Annotated in this window: 11 protein-coding genes and 1 other annotated feature (1 of these 12 cut by a window edge); of the genes, 10 read left to right on the top strand and 1 reads right to left on the bottom strand. The window is 48.7% G+C overall.

Features of this window, described 5'->3' with window-relative positions:
• Nucleotides 1-53, top strand: a binding site (T-box leader) (it extends 245 nt beyond the left edge of the window).
• Nucleotides 54-115: 62 nt separating this feature from the next.
• Nucleotides 116-1,672 carry a 2-isopropylmalate synthase gene (locus R70723_RS04695; protein ID WP_039870178.1) on the top strand — a complete coding sequence of 519 codons (1,557 nt, stop codon included), beginning with the start codon at nucleotides 116-118 and terminating at the stop codon, nucleotides 1,670-1,672.
• A gap of 520 nt (nucleotides 1,673-2,192) precedes the next feature.
• On the opposite strand, the gene R70723_RS04700 is transcribed toward R70723_RS04695, so the two are convergent.
• Nucleotides 2,193-4,142, bottom strand: a complete 1,950-nt coding sequence (locus tag R70723_RS04700; protein WP_039870179.1) for an ABC-F family ATP-binding cassette domain-containing protein — start codon at nucleotides 4,140-4,142, stop codon at nucleotides 2,193-2,195.
• 230 nt (nucleotides 4,143-4,372) lie between these two features.
• On the opposite strand from R70723_RS04700, the gene R70723_RS04705 reads away from it, so the two are divergent.
• From R70723_RS04705 to R70723_RS04745, 9 genes are all read left to right on the top strand, one after another.
• Nucleotides 4,373-5,014, top strand: a complete 642-nt coding sequence (locus R70723_RS04705; RefSeq protein ID WP_039870181.1) for a 5-formyltetrahydrofolate cyclo-ligase — start codon at nucleotides 4,373-4,375, stop codon at nucleotides 5,012-5,014.
• Nucleotides 5,004-5,477, top strand: a complete 474-nt coding sequence (gene moaC / locus R70723_RS04710) for a cyclic pyranopterin monophosphate synthase MoaC (protein ID WP_039870182.1) — start codon at nucleotides 5,004-5,006, stop codon at nucleotides 5,475-5,477. The genes R70723_RS04705 and moaC overlap by 11 nt, the downstream gene beginning before the upstream one ends.
• 83 nt (nucleotides 5,478-5,560) lie before the next feature.
• Nucleotides 5,561-6,046, top strand: coding sequence for a MogA/MoaB family molybdenum cofactor biosynthesis protein (locus tag R70723_RS04715; protein WP_039870183.1), 486 nt, complete (start codon nucleotides 5,561-5,563; stop codon nucleotides 6,044-6,046).
• Between the two features lie 131 nt (nucleotides 6,047-6,177).
• A complete protein-coding gene (gene tatA / locus R70723_RS04720; RefSeq protein ID WP_039878252.1) occupies nucleotides 6,178-6,417 on the top strand; it encodes a twin-arginine translocase TatA/TatE family subunit in 240 nt (79 codons plus the stop codon).
• Nucleotides 6,418-6,526: 109 nt separating this feature from the next.
• A complete protein-coding gene (gene tatC / locus R70723_RS04725) occupies nucleotides 6,527-7,297 on the top strand; it encodes a twin-arginine translocase subunit TatC (protein ID WP_039870184.1) in 771 nt (256 codons plus the stop codon).
• A gap of 332 nt (nucleotides 7,298-7,629) precedes the next feature.
• Complete coding sequence (groES, locus tag R70723_RS04730; protein WP_039870185.1) at nucleotides 7,630-7,911, top strand: co-chaperone GroES; 282 nt, start codon at nucleotides 7,630-7,632, stop codon at nucleotides 7,909-7,911.
• Between the two features lie 93 nt (nucleotides 7,912-8,004).
• A complete protein-coding gene (gene groL / locus R70723_RS04735; protein ID WP_039870187.1) occupies nucleotides 8,005-9,636 on the top strand; it encodes a chaperonin GroEL in 1,632 nt (543 codons plus the stop codon).
• A gap of 436 nt (nucleotides 9,637-10,072) precedes the next feature.
• Nucleotides 10,073-11,719: a clostripain-related cysteine peptidase gene (locus R70723_RS04740; RefSeq protein WP_081957207.1), complete on the top strand. Its 1,647-nt coding sequence runs from the start codon at nucleotides 10,073-10,075 to the stop codon at nucleotides 11,717-11,719.
• Between the two features lie 280 nt (nucleotides 11,720-11,999).
• A complete protein-coding gene (locus R70723_RS04745; protein WP_039870191.1) occupies nucleotides 12,000-18,821 on the top strand; it encodes a hypothetical protein in 6,822 nt (2,273 codons plus the stop codon).
• Nucleotides 18,822-18,823: the final 2 nt, after the last annotated feature.

The following is an 18,823-nucleotide window of genomic DNA, read 5'->3' on the forward strand; positions in this document are numbered from 1 at the left end:
GGATGCGTCAACAAGAGTGGTACCGCGGAGGGGTGAAACCCGTCGTCTCTTTAAAGAGACGACGGGTTTTTGTTGTGTTCTGCAATCTAAAATTAACATTTCAGGAGGGTTCATGATGATTATTCCGGTAAAGAAACGTATTCAGATTTTTGACACGACGCTGCGGGACGGCGAGCAGGCACCGGGTGCCAGTCTGACTCCTGAGCAGAAGATTGTGCTGGCCCACAAGCTGGCCGGGCTGGGAGTCGATGTGATTGAGCCGGGCTTTCCGGTCTCGAGTCCGGGGGACTTTGCCGCTGTGGAGACCATTTCCCGTAAAGTAGAGGGCGTGGAAATCTGCGGCTTCGCCCGCGCGGTGCGCGGGGATATCGATGCGGCTGTCCGGGCAACCCGGGATGCGGCACGCCGGCGGATTCACCTGTTCATCTCCTCCTCTGATATTCACCTGCGCCATCAGCTGCGCATGAGCCGGCCTGAGGTTGTTGCAGCCGCCCGTGAAATGACGGCCTATGCCCGCCAGTTCTGCGATGTGGTGGAATTCACCGCGATGGATGCGGCCCGGACAGGAATTGACGATCTGATTGAAATGGTTGAGGCCGTCATTGAAGAAGGGGCCAGTATTATCAATCTGCCGGATACAGTCGGCTATGCCCTGCCGCATGAATACGGAGAGATGTTCCGGCGGGTGCGCCTCGGAGCCAGAGGCGGACAGAACGTAAGCTACAGCGCCCATTGCCACAACGATCTGGGGCTGGCTGTAGCAAACAGCCTGGCAGCAATTGAGGGAGGGGCAACACAAATTGAGGTTACGGTGAACGGTGTCGGTGAGCGGACCGGAAACTGTGCCCTGGAGGAGCTGGTTATGGCGCTTGAGACCAGAGGGGATGTGCTTGGGGCAGAGACGGGAATCGTACTGGATAAGCTGTATGAAACCTCGCGGATGATCAGCGGGGCGATGCATTTCCCGATTGCCTTCAACAAGCCGGTAGTCGGACGGAATGCCTTCCAGCACGAGTCCGGTATTCATCAGGACGGTCTGCTGAAGGACCGCAGCACCTATGAGATCATGGACCCGGAACGGCTCGGTATTCCGCGCAGCATGATTATTCTGGGCAAGCATTCCGGCAGGCATGCGCTGAAGGACCGTGCGGCCAAATACGGAATAGCTCTGGATGCGGCAGAGCTGGATGCGCTCTATGAATCCTTTAAGGAAAAGGCGGACCGCCAGAAGGCTGTCAGCGACGACGAGCTTCTGCGGATGGTCAGCAGCACTACCGGACAGCAGGCGCAGTTCTACGAGCTGGGTGAGGTTCAGGTGCTGGCCGGCAGTGCACCGCGCCGGGTAGCTGCAGTTACCGTGCGGAACCTGCAGACAGGAGCAGAGCAGGCCTATACCAGCACAGGCAGCGGCCCGCTGGAGGCGGTCATTGCAGCCATCAGTCTTGGCATCACGGAAAGCATCGGGTTTGCCGGTCTTGAGCTGCATTCACTGGGCAGCGGGGAGCAGGCCCAGGCTGAAGCGGCTGTCATGGTGGAGTGGGAAGGCGCCAAATTCAGGGGCACAGCCATCCATCAGGATATTGTTATGGCGGCGGGGATTGCCTATGTGGCTGCCTGCAATGCGGCGCTGCTGTCCGCCAGCGCGGAGAACAGCCGGGAGACGGCTGTCTAGCGGCAGAGCAGACAGCTTCGGACAGTTTGCGGGACCAGCTGACAAAGGACCGGAGTCTGCCAGGCTGCAGGCCAGAGAACGGGCAGGATTGTCCAAACGGGATCACAGCCGGAGCTAAGGTGATGTACAGGTAAAATAAGCTGTTTTTTTACAGCAAAGGGCTTTGTCTGAAAGCGTAGAAAATTAGCGAATGCTGGTTTTGTCAAGCTGTGGACAACGTTATCCACATATTCCGCCTTACTTGTGTAAAAACCGTGTAAAATCAGCAATAACGCCTGTTTCGTACCCCTATGAAATGGGGAACTTTTCAATGTGAGGTTTATGTGTAAACTGTGGATAATGTGGACAATTCGGTGGATAAAAAGTACTTGACAAAAGAAATGTTGATTTTATGCATAAAAAAAGCCCCTTAGGGGCTTTTTTTATTCAAGGTTATGCACCAAATCTGTGGATGGGCATGTGGATAAGTGATTATGAACAAATTTGGAACAGTTAAAATTTTTTTTGAAGCCGGTTTACATTATTCGTCAGCAAGCTGCTCCCATTCCTCAAACCGCAGGCCAAGCTGCTCTTTCTTAGCCTTCAGGTCGCTTTCATGCTGCTGTAGCGCCATATAATCCTGATAAATCTCCGGTTTGGTCATTTCATTCTCGATGAGGGCAATCTCCTCCTCGAGGCGGGCAATGGCCTCCTCCAGCTCAGAAATCCGCCGCAGGCGGTTGCGTTCCTCGCGTTTGGCTGCTTTGTCAGCTTCAAAGGAAGAGGCGCTGCCTTTATCCGCAGCCTCAGCCTCGGCAATCCGTGCGGCTTTGGCTGCGACCAGTCCGGCTTCCTCAAGGGCGATAGCCTCGAGCTCTTTTTTCTTATCAATGTAATCATCGTAATTGCCGAGATACTGGTCGATGCCGGACGGATGCAGCTCCAGGACACGCTCAGCCATTTTGTTCAGGAAGTAACGGTCATGGGATATGAACAGCAGGGTGCCTTCAAAATCAATCAGTGCCGCCTCCAGCACCTCGCGGCTGACCAGATCCAGATGGTTGGTAGGCTCATCGAGTATGAGCATATTGGCACCGCGCAGCATCAGCTTGGAGAGGGCCACCCGGGCCTTTTCCCCGCCGCTCAGTGCAGCTATCCTCTTCAGGACGTCCTCACCGCTGAACAGAAAGTTGCCGAGAATTGTGCGGATGCGTGCCTCCTCCAGCATCGGATATTCACTCCAAAGCTCCTCAAGCACGGTGTTACGCGGGTTGAGACGGGTCTGCTCCTGGTCGTAGTAGGCGATTTTGACTTTAGCGCCCCAGTTGACGGTTCCGGCGGAAGGCTCCCGGGTGCCGGTCAGGCACTGCAGCAGCGTTGATTTGCCGATTCCGTTCGGTCCGATCAGCGCAGCCGTTTCTCCGCGCCGCAGCTCAAAGGAAGCGCCGCGGAAGAGCGGCGCTGCCGCTTCACTGAACGCTACAGCGACGTCACGCACCTGCAGCACCTCCTTACCGGACATGAAGTCAGGCTCAAAGGAGAAGCTGGCCTTCTTCAGATCGCCGAGCGGCTTGTCGATGCGTTCCATCTTGTCCAGCGCCTTGCGCCGGCTCTGGGCCCGTTTGGTGGTGGAAGCGCGCACGATATTGCGCTGCACGAAATCCTCCATCCGGGAGATTTCCTCCTGCTGCTTCTCATACTGCTTCATGCGGATTTCATACTCTGCCGCCTTCAGCTCCATATAACGGCTGTAATTGCCCGTGTAACGACGGGATTGATGCCGTTCTATTTCTACAATAGTGGTAACCAGCCTGTCGAGGAAATACCGGTCATGGGACACGACCAGAATGCCGCCGGCATAGCCGCGCAGGTAATCCTCCAGCCAGGTCAGTGTCTCAATATCCAAATGGTTGGTAGGCTCATCCAGCATGAGCAGATCGGGAGCCTGCAGCAGAATGCGGGCCAGCGCCAGCCTTGTCTTTTGTCCTCCGCTTAGTGTGGATATTGGCGTATCCGGTGCAAACTCGCCGAAGCCCATACCGTGCAGCACGCTGCGGATCCGTGTGTTCATCTCATAGCCGCCGTGGTCCTTGAACCAGTCCGAGCGCTTGGAGTACCGCTCCAGCAGATCCTCGTACCGTTTCGGATCCTCCGCCAGCTTCGGATCAGCAATATCGGCTTCCATCTGCCGCAGCTCCGCTTCCGCTTCAATTAAAGGCGCGAATACCGCCAGCATTTCCTCCTGGATGGTTTTGTCAGACTGCAGACCGCTGTTCTGGGCCAGATAGCCGACGGTTGTTTCCTTGGATTTATGAATTTGTCCGCTGTCAAAGGACATTTCACCTGCGATAATCTGCAAAAAGGTGGACTTGCCTGCTCCGTTAACGCCTACAAGACCAACGCGCTCCTTTTCGTTCACCTGCAGGCTGATGCCGTCCAGCACGCTTTGAACACCATATGATTTCGAAATTCCTGTCGCTTGAAGAAGCATACTGATTGAACCCTCCGCCCTTGCATATTCGCCCTGGCGTTATAGCCCGGCTGTAAAATTTACTTATACTACAGTTTACATGAAAAGCTTCTTCCGCGCGAGAGGGAGGGATTCTCCGATTCGTATAACAGGGGAAATGATACAACCTTGGCGAACCGGGGAGAAGAGTGGTAAACTGGGTTTACAAACAATGATAAGCCAGGTAAATACGCAAGGGGAGGCGGCTGCACATGACAGTCCGGAGTGACCGGACCGCTGAGTGGAAGCGGGAGCTGCGTGCAGCGGCTGCTGCTGCACGCGGCAAGCTCCCGGCAGACCGGAGGGAGCAGCAGTCTTCTCTGGTCTGCCGGCATGCGGCGGAATGGATGGCAGGTTATGGCGTGAATACGCTGCTTGCTTATGTTCCGTTCCGCTCGGAGCTGGATACACGCCCGCTGATCGGCAGTGCCTGGGCAGCGGGCTGCACAGTGCTGCTGCCCCGTGTGATACAAGCCACAGGAATGATGAGCCTGCATCCGGTACACTCATGGAAAGAGCTTGTGCCGGGGGCATACGGTATTCTGGAGCCTGCAGCTGACCCTGCAGATATGCAGGTCCGGCTGCACCGGCCGGAGCTTATTTTTGCGCCAGGACTGGCATTTGACCGGCGCGGCGGAAGATTGGGCTACGGAGGCGGATACTACGACCGGTTGCGGGCCAGCCTGAATGCAGGGGCTCCTGCACGAGGAAGAGATACGCTGTGGATTGGCCTGTCCTTCAGCCAGCAGGTGGTGGAGGAAGTGCCTATGGAAGATCATGATGCCTGCATGGACCTGTTAATTACCGAAGACGGCGTCATGGATTTCCGGGAGGAGAGACGGCATGGAATTTAGTCATTTTAACGAGCAGGGCCGCGCGCGCATGGTGGATGTCAGCGACAAGGAGATCACCAAGCGGTCGGCGACTGCAAAGAGCAAGGTAGCAATGGATCCCGGGACACTTGAGGCGATCAAGGCAGGAAGAATCAGCAAAGGGGATGTACTGGCAGTTGCACAGGTGGCCGGAATTATGGCTGCGAAGCAGACGTCCGGCTGGATACCGATGTGCCATCCGCTGCCGCTGACCGGTATAGATATTGCCTTCTCGGATAACAGCAAAGATGAACTTTATATAGAAGCAACCGTGAAGACGACCGGAAAGACCGGAGTGGAGATGGAGGCGCTGACGGCGGTTTCGGCGGCTGCGCTGACTGTCTATGACATGTGCAAGGCGCTGCAGAAGGATATGATTATCGGACCGACGATGCTCGTAGCCAAGAGCGGCGGAAAGAACGGGGATTACGCGCTGGATGCTTAGACAGCCGGGGGCTGCAAGGGAGAGGCGCGGAGAGCCGCAGACTGCGGCCGTCCATACATAGAACAGAGAGGGAGGAACGACCTATGGCGTGGAAAACAGCAATCCTGACAGCAAGTGATAAGGGATCCCGGGGCGAGCGGGAGGATACGAGCGCCCAGGTTATCCGTGAGCTGGTGGAAGAGGAGCTAGGCGGTGAAATTATCGAGGTCCGGATTGTGCCGGACGAACAGGATGAGATTATTGCGGCACTGATTGAGCTTACTGATTACTTCAAAGCCGATCTAGTGCTGACTACAGGCGGAACGGAGCTGGCTATCCGAGATGTTACCCCGGAAGCGACCCGGCGGGTGATTGAGCGCGAGGTGCCGGGCATGTCTGAGGCGATGAGAAGCACTGTGATGCAAAAGAACCGTGCGGTCATGCTTTTCCGCGGCATTTGCGGAATCCGCGGCCGGACGCTCATTGTCAATCTGCCGGGCACGCCGAAGGGTGTGCATGAGAATCTGGCAGCGATTATGGATCAGCTGCCGGAAGCGCTGCTCATGGTAACCGGACAGTACCGTCAATAGTCTCAGCGGGCCTCTGCCATGTCACATTCTGCTGCATTAAAGCCATTGGATGTGTGATATAAGTTATGGTATTATTAAGCTACTTCTAAAGTTACCATGACCGGACAAAAGGCGAGGAGGAATAACGAATGCTGAGTAGTATTGGTGCTCCCGGAATTATTCTACTGGTGATCCTGGCGTTGCTGCTTTTTGGTCCGAATAAGCTCCCTGAGCTAGGCCGGGCGGTCGGACGTACCTTCCGTGAATTCAAGGACGGGGCGCGTGAAATTATCAATGAGCCGGAACCGGCAAAGCGCAGTGAAGCTGCTGCTGCGCCGGCCCCGCAGACATTGGCTGCAGATCTTCCGCAGGACCGGAAGCTGCCGGAATAACCGTTTTAATTACGCGGGGGCGTTTCTCTCAGTCTGCTTAAGACCGGGCGGCGCTCCTTTATTTTTTGTCGAAGAGTATTATACATATGTTATCCGGGTGGTGCCTATCATGTCACTGAAAGCGGAAGAAATGTCAATGGTTGATCATCTGGCCGAACTGCGCAGACGCATCATTTATGTGCTGATTGTGTTCACAGCCGGCCTGATCGGCGGATTGTTTGTGGCAAAGCCGGTTTATGAATACCTGATTGCTGCCGACCACGCCCGGGGCTTTGTGCTGCATGCCTTCTCCTTCTGGGACGGTATAGGCATGTACATGAAGATCGCCATGGCGGTATCCCTGGCAGTATCCCTGCCGTTTATCGTATTCCAGCTGTGGGCGTTCATCAGCCCCGGCCTGCACCCGGAGGAGCGGGGCGCTGCGCTGCGGTACGTTCCGTATGTGTCGGTGCTGTTTATTCTGGGTCTGTTATTTGCCTATTATATTGTCTTTCCTATGGCCCTGTCGTTTACCATCTCCGTTACCCGGAGCATGGGGCTGGAGGAGACTTATGGCATTGCTGATTATTTCAGCTTTATGTTCAGCCTGTGCCTTCCGCTGGCGCTGCTGTTTGAGCTGCCGCTGCTGGTCATGTTCCTGACCAAGCTGCGGGTTCTGAATCCGCTGCGGCTACGCCGGATGCGGCGGTATGCTTATTTCGCCCTGGTATTTATCGCGGTTGTGATTACACCGCCGGATTTCATCTCTGATTTGCTGGTTACGGTACCGCTGCTTGTGCTGTACGAGTTCAGCGTGTTCCTCTCGGCCTTTGTCTACCGCAGGCAGCTGGCGGAGGAGGCGGCGCGGGAGGCCAGGTATGTAAAGCGGGAGCAGCTGTAAGGGGTCAGGTTTTAATGCCGGGAGGCATATTTTGCCTTCCGGTGGATAGAATGTATGTGAGTGTGTGCCGGACAAACCTGGAGAACCATTTTTTTCCGAAGGAAGCAGCTGATTTTACGCAAAAGGACTTGAAATCCGCCTTCAAGTTGAGTATCATAAAAATTGTTGTTAGCACTAAAGATGGTTGAGTGCTAATACTGCCGGGTAATAGGGAATCAGCTGGCTGAAGCTGTGCCGCTGCCTGACCCGACAGCCGGGTAACCTTACCGGTTCTCCGGTATCAATCTATGTTTTCAAGTTAAACCACATAATTTCAAAGGAGGCTATTTTTCATGATCAAGCCATTAGGTGAACGCGTATTGGTAGAAGCAAGCGAGCAACAGGAAACCACTTCTTTCGGTATCGTGCTTCCGGACTCCTCCAAGGAGAAGCCGCAGGAAGGCACAATCATCGCAGTCGGCAGCGGAGCTCTTAAAGACGGAGTGCGTGTACCGCTGGAAGTTAAAGAAGGCGACCGCGTGATCTTCTCGAAATATGCCGGAACCGAAATCAAATACGAAGGCAAAGAATATCTGATTATGAAAGAAAGCGACATTCACGCGATTCTGGACTAAGCAGACCGTTTATAAGAATAGCGCTAAATATACTTAAGTTTCATAAGCTTTACACACCAACACTTATAACAAATTTCTAGGAGGTTAACACTAATGGCAAAAGAAATTAAATTCAGTGAAGACGCCCGCCGCTCGATGCTCCGCGGGGTTGATGCTCTGGCTAACGCAGTAAAAGTTACACTGGGTCCTAAAGGCCGCAACGTAGTTCTTGAGAAGAAATTCGGCAGCCCGCTGATCACTAACGACGGTGTAACCATTGCCAAAGAAATCGAACTGGAAGATGCTTTTGAGAACATGGGCGCACAGCTCGTTAAAGAAGTAGCTACCAAGACTAACGATGTAGCCGGTGACGGTACTACAACTGCAACGGTTCTGGCTCAGGCTATGATCCGCGAAGGTCTGAAGAACGTAACTGCAGGCGCTAACCCGATGGTTATCCGCAAAGGGATCGACAAGGCGGTTAAAGCTGCTGTTGCTGAGCTGCAGAACATCGCTAAGCCAATCGAAGATTCCCAGGCTATCGCTCAGGTAGCAGCTATTTCTGCTGCTGACGATGAAGTGGGCCAGCTGATCGCTGAAGCTATGGAAAAAGTGGGCAAGGACGGCGTTATCACCGTTGAAGAATCCCGCGGCTTCCTGACTGAGCTTGAAGTGGTAGAAGGTATGCAGTTCGACCGCGGCTACATTTCCCCGTACATGATTACTGATACGGACAAAATGGAAGCTGTTCTGGACAACCCGTACATCCTGATCACTGACAAGAAGATCAGCAGCACACAGGAAATCCTGCCGTTGCTTGAGAAGATCGTACAGCAGGCCCGTCCGCTCGTGATTATCGCTGAGGATATCGAAGGCGAAGCACAGGCTATGCTGATCGTGAACAAGCTGCGCGGAACCTTTAACGCTGTTGCTGTTAAGGCTCCTGGCTTCGGCGACCGCCGTGAAGCTATGCTGCAGGACATCGCTGCCCTGACAGGCGGCCAAGTGATCACTGAGAAGCTCGGTCTTGACCTGAAGAGCACTTCCATTGATCAGCTGGGTAACGCACGCCAAGTGCGCGTAACCAAAGAGAACACTACAATCGTTGACGGCAGCGGCGACAAAGCGGACATCAATGCACGCGTTAGCCAAATCCGTTCCCAGCTGGAAGAAACCACTTCCGAGTTCGACAAAGAAAAACTTCAGGAGCGTCTGGCTAAGCTGGCTGGCGGCGTAGCCGTTGTCAAAGTAGGCGCTGCAACAGAAACAGAATTGAAAGAGCGCAAGCTGCGCATCGAAGATGCCCTGAACGCAACCCGCGCTGCGGTTGAAGAAGGTATCGTATCCGGTGGTGGTACAGCTCTCGTGAACGTATATAACGCAGTAGCAGCAGTTAATGTAACCGGCGACGAAAAAACCGGCGTTAACATCGTTCTGCGCGCTCTGGAAGAGCCGATCCGCACAATCGCTGCGAATGCCGGCGAAGAAGGTTCCGTAATCGTGGACCGTCTGAAGAAGGAAGAAGTAGGCATCGGCTACAACGCTGCAACCGGCGAATGGGTGAACATGTTCGAAGCCGGAATCGTTGACCCTGCGAAGGTAACACGCTCCGCGCTGCAGAACGCTGCATCCGTAGCTGCAATGTTCCTGACTACCGAAGCTGTTATCGCTGACAAGCCTGAGCCTGAAAAAGGCGGCGGCATGCCGGATATGGGCGGTATGGGTGGCATGGGCGGCATGATGTGATTTGAGGGCTGATCCCTTGCGTAGCAAGGGTTTCTCCTCGTGGCAATACTAATTGCCTGTGTTTTTACCATATTGTGTAAAATGAAGACACCTTAGAGTGATGAAAATTACTCTAGGGTGTCTTTTGTATATCTTGACTAAGGTGTGAAGAAGAATCACCTATATATGAATTAGCATTCTTTGATCATCAAGATTTTGCTTGTGAACATAATTTGAACTTGAAAATATCCAAAAAGGAAGTAGTGGCGGAAGAGCTCGAACAGATGTTTTTAAAAGTGGGGAAATAAATTAGGTATCCGTATTCCAAGTCAGAATGGAGCTGCAGGTGCAACCTTAAAGATTTCTTTAACTTTCACACAGGGGCTAATCCGCCATGTTAGAGTTGCTTGATAAGTAAATCAGCTACTTTATTTTCAAATGGAAAGGCCGGAATTTGATGAAGCATATCCGAAGCTTAATTATTTTTATGTTTTTTTTTGTTGCAATAACTCCATCAGCAGCGGCACAAAGCTCAAACTATGCGGAAGGGCTTAACCGATTGGAATTGTTCAGTGGAACGGGGAATGGATATGAGCTTTCGCGGGTGCCCACCAGAGCAGAATCCCTTGTTATGATGCTGCGTCTGTGGGGGAAGGAAGACGAGGTCCTGAAAAGCACCTACAAAAATCCGTTTAAGGATACGGGCTGGGAAAGCCGCTACGTGTCGTATTCCTATTCAAAGGGTGTAGTTAACGGAATTGATGAATTTAGCTTTGGCGGTAACCGGCCAACCACTTTAAACCAATATTGTTTAATGGTTTTAAGGGTTTTGGGATATTCAGAAACTAAGGGCGACTTTACCTATGAAACCGCGGTTTCTTTCGCCTCTATAGTTTTAGGAATAGACTTTACACAAGAACTCGAATTCAATCGGGGAACGCTCGCAAAAATAAGCAGTCATGCTTTAAACACAAGACCCAGAGATCAAATAGCAACACTAGGTGAAACCCTTAGTGCAACAGAAGTTTTCACAACGCAAGCTTTAAACGAGGCAAGGTCACTTTGGGAGCAGGATAAAAATGTTGCTTCATCGACAATTTTAATATATGCAGTTGGTTCTGACCTTGAATCACAGCAAGGCCAGCTAACAGATGACCTGGAAGAAATGTTCCGCGGCCAGCCAAACCAAAACACGAAAATCCTGATTCAAACAGGTGGAACGCTCAAATATCACAACAAATATATGGCTGATGGAGCATCAGAACGCTTTGAAGTCGGCAATGGACAGCTTAAAAAGCACGAGAGCCACATCCAAACAGCCGCATCAGACCCTAAAACACTAAGGGATTTTCTTGTTTGGGGCAAAACCGTTGCACCAAGTGATCGTTATATACTGGTTTTATGGGATCATGGGTATGGTACAATGGGCGGATTTGGTGCAGACGAGCTAAATGAACGAAAAACGATGAAGGTTTCGGAGCTTTCGAAGGCAATCGGTGCATCAGATATGTATTTTGACTTAATCGTCTTTGATGCATGTCTTATGGGCACAGTTGAAACGGCCTATGCCCTTAGAGACCATGGCAAATATCTCATCGCTTCTGAAGATTCAACTCCTGCGGCAGGGTTGTATTATACCACATGGATAGGTGCGATGGAGCGAAACCCGCAGATTAGCACTGAAAGAGTAGGGCGTTTAATCTTAGATTCCTTTACCCTTCATTCGGGGCTTGAAGCTAAGATGCAAACCACAATGTCTATGATGAAGCTTTCTCAGGCTGAATCCCTGGTTAAGGCAATAGAACATGCAGAATTTGATTCCCCACTAACAGATCTTGCAAACAACGCAGAGCTATTAGGCAAGAACGATGGGATATTTGATCAATATGATCTTATAGAGATAATGGGCAAATCATCAGAAATCACTGCTGCAGCCCAAGCACTTGCATTCGAAGTAAGAAATTCAGCAGGGTATAACAATCGGGGCGGCGTAGCTTTATATGTCCCTAACAGAAAAATGTCACACACACATGAAATGAAAGAAGAGCTAAAAGCTATAGGTCTTAGCTCTAAGTATATTGAAACTATTCTTAACGGAAAATAGCTGTAAAGGCTGATCGTTGCCTGAATGTGGTCTTACCATTATTGTGCTTCCGGCTTCGCATGAGTTTATTAAACTTATGCGGGCCTTTTTTGCGTGTCGTGGTAACAAGCTGGCTTCCTAGTCTACTTTATTTTTGAAACTTAAAGTTTTCTTTACAAAGCAGCAGGGCTTCTTTCGACGATGGTATTATAGAAAAAAATGTCGAAATTTGATCATCACGGTTCATAACTGCGAATGAACTTACTGCCAAAAGTGCCAGGATAATACTAGGAGGTATTTTATGAAGAAGATTTTAAGTTTGATGCTGGTATTTTCGCTTCTCGCATCAGTAGCGCCTGTTTATGCGAATACAGCAACAGAGTACACTTATGTGTTTGGTGTGAAAACAGGAGGAAACGGAAACGGCGGAACAGGTGATGATATTTATATGGGCGTAAGTACCTATGAACCTGGAGTAAACTCTGATCATGTAGCAAATTTTGGCGGCGCTGCCGCTTGGTCTGATACACAACATACATTTAAATTACAAAATATTCCACCTTGGAGAATGAATGAGCTCGTTTTTTGGCTTGTGGGCAGTGATGACTGGTACGGTGAATCTGTGGTTCTGTGGCTTCCTCAAATTGGGGGGAACATAAATCCAACACAGACGAAGACCATTCCAATAAACGCATGGACAAAAGACCAGGGCAGACTCTATCGTGACATTTCGGACGTAACCAAAAGAAAATTCACAGATCTTGGTTACGTTGATGAGCTTGGCGGAGAATTCTATCTGGATGCTAATTCGTCAGGCTCTGAAAGTGCAGGGTGGGACAAATATGTCAGAGATCAATATGGTCACTATGACATTATGCAATATGAGGATGCTCCTGTTTTCAGCTATAGCGTTTCGGATGACGCTGTGGGCAGAGATTGGTTAACATTCCAGGAACCAACAAAAACACAAACGTTTCAGATGGATATTGACCGCAAGAAGCTTCACGATGAAATGGTTGCAAAGGACAAAGCAGAGATTTCGCTAACCTACAGGGTGGCGCTGCTTGCCCAGTCTACCAATGCTGAAAGCCTCGGGGGGACTTTTGCCCACACCGTTTCAGGAAATCCCGAAGTTAAAACCTATTTAACAACAAAGATAGGGCAAGCGGATTACTACTATAAGGATGTAACGTATACGTTCTATCGTAGTATATATAACCTCGGCAACCCCGATATCAATCAAACGGTTACCTATACGCCGAGCCAGGACAACCGGTATCTAAATCGGAAATTGACAGATGTTAATATCACCGTTGAAGCGGTTTCCATTCATAAAAAAAGCATGACGCAAGAAATTAAAACGGAGCTCATAACAAATTTCCAGGCAACACCTGTGTTATATCTTGGAAACAGTACGGAAACACAGCTCGCTAGCCTTACCATGACAAAACTGCAAGGCAATGACGGACAACCAAACGGCAAACTTCAATTCACTGGAAAGGTACCGCTGGATGTCAGCGCAGTTGAAAGCGAGGGCATAAGGCTTCAGCTTAACAATGTGTCTACCTATCTATCGAAAAATGGGCGTGCTCAGGCCTACTATTTGGAAAATCCGACACCGGAATCTGCAGCATCACAAAGCTTTTATTTTTCTACTCACAAAGTGGACACACAAACGCCAACCGTCAGAGTTACCGATCAAGATGGAAATGACCTTACGGGGGGGAATTCCATTCAAAACAACATCAAAAAGATGCATGAATTCTACATGGTATCAAGCGAAACACTCTATCCGGAGGGGAATGCCGCCCACACCAGTGAGAATCAAAACCTCTTTAAATATGAGCTGTACAAGAAAACCGGTGATTCCTATGAACCGGCAATAACAAGAATAAAAAACTTTGACGGTACAGGCTCCAGAACAACTGTTACCGCACCCATTAACACGCAAGTGCTAAATGGAGTCAGTATAAAACTAAGTCCGATCGACCCGACAGAAGGCGAATTCAAGCTTCGGCTTTATGGATGGGATAAAGCTGACAATCCACTAGGCGGAGATGCCGGATATGCAGAAATTGAAAATATCAAAATCGATAGCCTGGCTCCGCGAGTGACCATTCACGAAACGGTACATCCGCAAAATGCACAGCTTCGTAAAAGAAATGACTATCGTTTTGAAATGAACGACCTGGAGCAAAGCAATAACGGCTGGTCAAGGACTTATTATACCTTTATAAACGGAACTGCGGCGCCAACCGACACTCCAATCGATGAAATTAAGCCTGTATCAAAAGAAATAGCTTCAACTCAAGGGGTGTGGGCATTTGTAGACTCGGAAGGTGATAGCACAACGGCTATGATATCCATTCCCAAAGGTGATAATTTTGACGGAACTCTCTATTATTTCACAGTGGACTCACTAGGAAACGATTCAAGAAACGAGCAGGCGTCAACAAGGTATTATAAAAGGCCTTTGCAGATTTTTAACGGGGATGTTGCCGACACACTGATTACAGAGGATTCCAGCCTGCCAAAGCCACGCTTTGATATCCGTTTCGACACAAGCGATGCAAACATTGAAACGAGTTATAGATGGATTTCTCATTCCAGCAATGATAATAGCTTTACACAAAACTTTAGAGTGTATGAATCGAGCCATGATGTTGGTGCAGCTGAACAACGTAGTCATAATGAAACAAATGTGGTGATGGACGGAAGATATATACTTGAATACCGTGTTAAAGATAAACTATCCGGAAACACGGCTGATTTTTCGCGAGAATACTATTTCGACCATAATGATCCGGAAATTAGCTATATTATCGAGAAGCAGCATGATTTTTTCAAATCTTCCCATCAGTTTAAAGTGAAAGTGACAGATGACAGCGGAATTGCGAGTGCATATTACTATCTATCTGAACCAGATACAGAAATTAGAATTGAAGGTACGCCAGAATATCCGCTGACACTGACACCAGACAGTGAAAACATTGCTGAGGTTAATCAAATCTTGACCCTAACAGGAATTCCTTCAGGTGCGTACAGTATTGTTGTTGTTGCACAAGACCCGCATGGCAGAGAAAGCAAAAGGGTTTCCCCCTACTTTGGCATAAGGTCAGGACCTGTGACAATGGATACATTAAATCATACTCAGCCAAAGACTTTGAACGGAATGGGGACAACAACAGATGGTACATATAGTGTCTATGCTGTTTTGAATGAGCCCCATGTAGCATGGACTTCTGACAGCACAACGAAATATCAAAACCCGGTATATTATGCAACAACGGACGGCATGTCAACAGATAACGGCGTTGTAGTGCCCGAATTTACAGCGAGCAACCATTCAGGCGGGAACTTTTCATTTACAATCGACACCCCTGTTCCGCTTCAAGAGGGCGTTAACACAATCTATTTTCAGTTCGGGCTTCTCAATGTTCCCGCTGACGTTAGACCGGAGTTTGTAACAGAGGCACAACCTGTCACCATTCTTTATGATAGCCAGGCACCAACCTTTGAATTGCCGGACTATAGCACCATTCAGCCAACAAACGCATCAGTGACAGCAACAATAGCAGCAAATGATGCCGGCACGGGAATCAGCAAGCTGACAGTTGCACCGGAGGATGCAGACAAAATCACGGTTTCTCCATATGCAGACGGTGCATTCACCGTTACAGTTAGCGAAAATATAACAACAAACCTGCTCCTGTCTGACGAGCTTGGAAATCAGGTTTTTGTTCCTATTTCCGTGTCTAACATTGACCGGACAGCTCCATCTGCACTTGAGTCAAGTGAAATCGTGACAAAAGGAGAAAGACAGGATGGTGTGATTACAGTAGAGGTTTCAGACAATAGTGACACAACCGTCTCATTCGCACTTATTAAAGATCCGGCAGAAAACTATATTGCAACAGAAGCTGATTATATGTTATTTAATTCAAGTCAATCAGTGGAAATGCAAAGCGGTCCGGTAATCGTTAATGGCGAAGGGAACAAACAGAGAAGCTATACCATTGACTTGAAAGGGCTTAGCGGCACCTATGCAATTGGGATCAAAGCCGTCGACACCGCAGGAAATGTGACTGAAAAAGTTTTCTTTGACTCAAAAATAAACCTGGTTGACGCGGAGGCTTCCATTGTAAGGGTCAGCGCAAACCCTACAACAACAAAAACCACAGCAACGGTTAGCGTTTATTTTAACGTTCCAGTAACCGTAATGCCTAACGCACCTGCCCAGGGTGATGTTGTGGGTGATATGGCAAGGTCGAACCTTCTCCATAAAGGACTTTTAACAACATCTGCTGACTATGTAATGGACTATGAGGTTGTTGTTCAAAACAATAATCCAATCAGCCTCTATGTTCAGGACGAGGTCGGAAGGGATAGTGTGTTAGAATTCACACCTGAGGTTGAGTTTGTTACAGGATTTGATGTTTCAGGTTATGTAGAGAGAAATGGTCAAACCATCCAAAACGGCGGGTTTATATCTTTTAACGAGGGCGATAAGCTTTATTATGTTGTCGTTCCGGATCCAAAGTATGCAGGACAATATTTCTTTGTTGAAAATGCAGTTTTGTCGGGATTCGTTCTGAATACAGAGCTAAGTGTTCTGGACCCTTCATTTACAGAAGCAGAAGGAAAAACAGCTTATTCAAAGCTTGTATTTGAAGCGCTCAGAAATGGAAAAACAACAAAATCAGCTTATTTCGAGGCCTATACCAATGAAGGCATCGAAGCCGACCGGATGGAAGAGGAATATGTTGCCATTACAGTGGTCGATGAAACGGCACCTGTTGCAGAGGTTAAATATTCAATTACCGAGTTAACCAATAAAAGTGTTAGTGCAACACTTTCTGTGTATGACCCGGAAAGCGGGATTTCAAAGCTTGAGCGTTCATATGACGGCATAGATTTTAGCCAAATTGACTTCATGCTTCCGCACACCGAAACATTCGAACAAAATGCAACGGTATATTTCAAAGTGACAAACAAAGCAGGAATAGAAACGACCCTGCCGGTCACCGTTTCAAACATTGATAAAACGCCAATCACGCAAGACATACACTACACGGTTGAATACACCTATGAGAACTATCTTGGAAACTGGGTTCCAATCAAAGAAGGAAAAGCCTATAGAAGGGTTATGGCTACGCTCAAGTTTATAGGAGGCGGAAAAACGCTTTCTATGACAAACAACAACGCAGCCTTTTCAAGGACTTTAACTCAAGATGTAAACACATTCACATTTGAGTTTAAGGATAATGCAGGAAATACAGCTGCTCATAAGGTTAGCTATGACCATTTTGACAACACCATTGGTCAAACCTCCTATGTGTTATCCAATACGTCCAAGACAAACAAAAATATCTTTGCAACGATCACTTTATCGGATGATTCAGGTGAAATCGCATTTGCGGAGGTTAAAAAGGGCGATGTGGTTTATCCGTTCAAAGGTGAGCCGCTTGAAAATGAATATATCGTTGAGCTTGACAGCTCAGGAATTTATTATGTGACAGCCTATGACTATGCCGGAAACCGCTGGAGTACTCCGATCACCGTTTCAAACATTAACAAAGTAGTGCCAATAGCAATTGAGAAGACTTACAGCACGCCTCCAGCCACAATTACTGCACAAAGCGTGAATGTTGAGCTGACACAGTTTAGCAAAGAGTTCAAAACTATTTCAGTCACTGGTGTAGAACCTGTCGGGAGCCTGACTGCCAACGATATCGTACATATCCCTGGCACAAAAGCTGTTCGCTTTAGAAAAAATGGTACTGTTACGATGTTCTTTGTTGACGACTATGGCAACGAAGGACATGAGCTTATTACCATATCCAATATTGTTTCTACGCCGCCGCAAGTAAAAGCGACTGCAACATTAGCAGAAGATAAGCTGAGCGTTAATGTAACCTTTGACCAAATCCGTGACAGTGACGGCGTTCCGGTGGATATTCTTAGAAAGATGACAGATCTTACCGTTTCTTATCGTGGATATGAACATGCCCTTTTAACTGAGGTGAAGGATGAAAACGGCGATGTGGAGTCCTACAAAGATGCCGTTATCAACGTTAACACTAACGGGGAGCACGTCTTTCAAGTCAGGGACCAAACAGGTATAACGCAAAAAATTCTTTTAACGGTGGAAGGAATTGAAGTTGGAGCACCCAAGGTTAAAGAGGTCCGCTTCACATATAAATATCTCGAACAAAACCAAAGTGGTGCATGGGTGGAAAAGGACTATCAAAACAAGATTGTTGTTGGTGTTGACACATCTGGAAAAGAAGAAGGATATGTTGTGGGAATCGACAAAAATCCGGCAACGAACCAGAATGTGAATGTCACGGTAATCACTGACAAAGATGCTAAGTTTGTGGGCGGAAACGACCCTTGGGAACAAGAGAAGTCGTTGAACTATAGAGAAAATGGGCTTTACAATTTTAACCTTGAAGGAAGAACAGGGGCCTACACCTCATATGGTGTCGACATTGGTCTAATCGACAAAACTTCCCCTGAGCTAAAACTTGAAAATGGCGATGAGCTAATCTTCATCGAAGGAATGACGCCTAAAAAAGATGCCTCCATTGCATATGACAAGTCAAAGCTTCTGGATTTCAAAGCATGGGATATGGTTGCAGGTCAAAAAGTCGACCTGACAAGCCGGGTCACCATAAATTATGGAGCAGGCGGACGGGTGTTTAACCCTGACAATCTCTCAGCAAATGAATTTGTTCGTTCGAACCCTTACTATATCGACTATACAGTAAGAGATGATGCAGGGAATCAAACAACCATTCGCCGAACCGTTCGCCTTGTGGGTCTTTATGACACTTTAGCCCTTGTTAACGGAGTTATGCCGGACAGCTCAAATGTTGCAACCGTTATTGGAAGCAAGGTTGAAATTTCACTGAAAAACTTTTCCGGAATCTCGTATGCCCGTTATGAAAAGGGTATTTTAACACAAGGCCAGATGAAAACAAAAGGAACTGTCCTTCAGGAGAAAAACGGAGTTTACACCATCGATAATGTTTCGGCGGGCTGGTACACCGTATATATCCAAACGGATAAACGCGACTATTTCAACATTCATGTATATGTTTCAAATCAAGGAGGGAAGTAGGC

This window comes from Paenibacillus sp. FSL R7-0273 (assembly GCF_000758625.1).
Lineage (GTDB): Bacteria > Bacillota > Bacilli > Paenibacillales > Paenibacillaceae > Paenibacillus_AQ.

What these genes read in the sequence shown, in the direction of transcription:
- tatC (WP_039870184.1), top strand. Translation starts at nt 6,527, where the DNA reads ATGTCACTGAAAGCGGAAGAAATGTCAATGGTTGATCATCTGGCCGAA.
- R70723_RS04695 (WP_039870178.1), top strand. Translation starts at nt 116, where the DNA reads ATGATTATTCCGGTAAAGAAACGTATTCAGATTTTTGACACGACGCTG.
- R70723_RS04715 (WP_039870183.1), top strand. Translation starts at nt 5,561, where the DNA reads ATGGCGTGGAAAACAGCAATCCTGACAGCAAGTGATAAGGGATCCCGG.
- R70723_RS04740 (WP_081957207.1), top strand. Translation starts at nt 10,073, where the DNA reads ATGAAGCATATCCGAAGCTTAATTATTTTTATGTTTTTTTTTGTTGCA.
- R70723_RS04700 (WP_039870179.1), bottom strand. Translation starts at nt 4,142, where the DNA reads ATGCTTCTTCAAGCGACAGGAATTTCGAAATCATATGGTGTTCAAAGC.
- R70723_RS04705 (WP_039870181.1), top strand. Translation starts at nt 4,373, where the DNA reads ATGACAGTCCGGAGTGACCGGACCGCTGAGTGGAAGCGGGAGCTGCGT.
- groL (WP_039870187.1), top strand. Translation starts at nt 8,005, where the DNA reads ATGGCAAAAGAAATTAAATTCAGTGAAGACGCCCGCCGCTCGATGCTC.
- R70723_RS04745 (WP_039870191.1), top strand. Translation starts at nt 12,000, where the DNA reads ATGAAGAAGATTTTAAGTTTGATGCTGGTATTTTCGCTTCTCGCATCA.
- moaC (WP_039870182.1), top strand. Translation starts at nt 5,004, where the DNA reads ATGGAATTTAGTCATTTTAACGAGCAGGGCCGCGCGCGCATGGTGGAT.
- groES (WP_039870185.1), top strand. Translation starts at nt 7,630, where the DNA reads ATGATCAAGCCATTAGGTGAACGCGTATTGGTAGAAGCAAGCGAGCAA.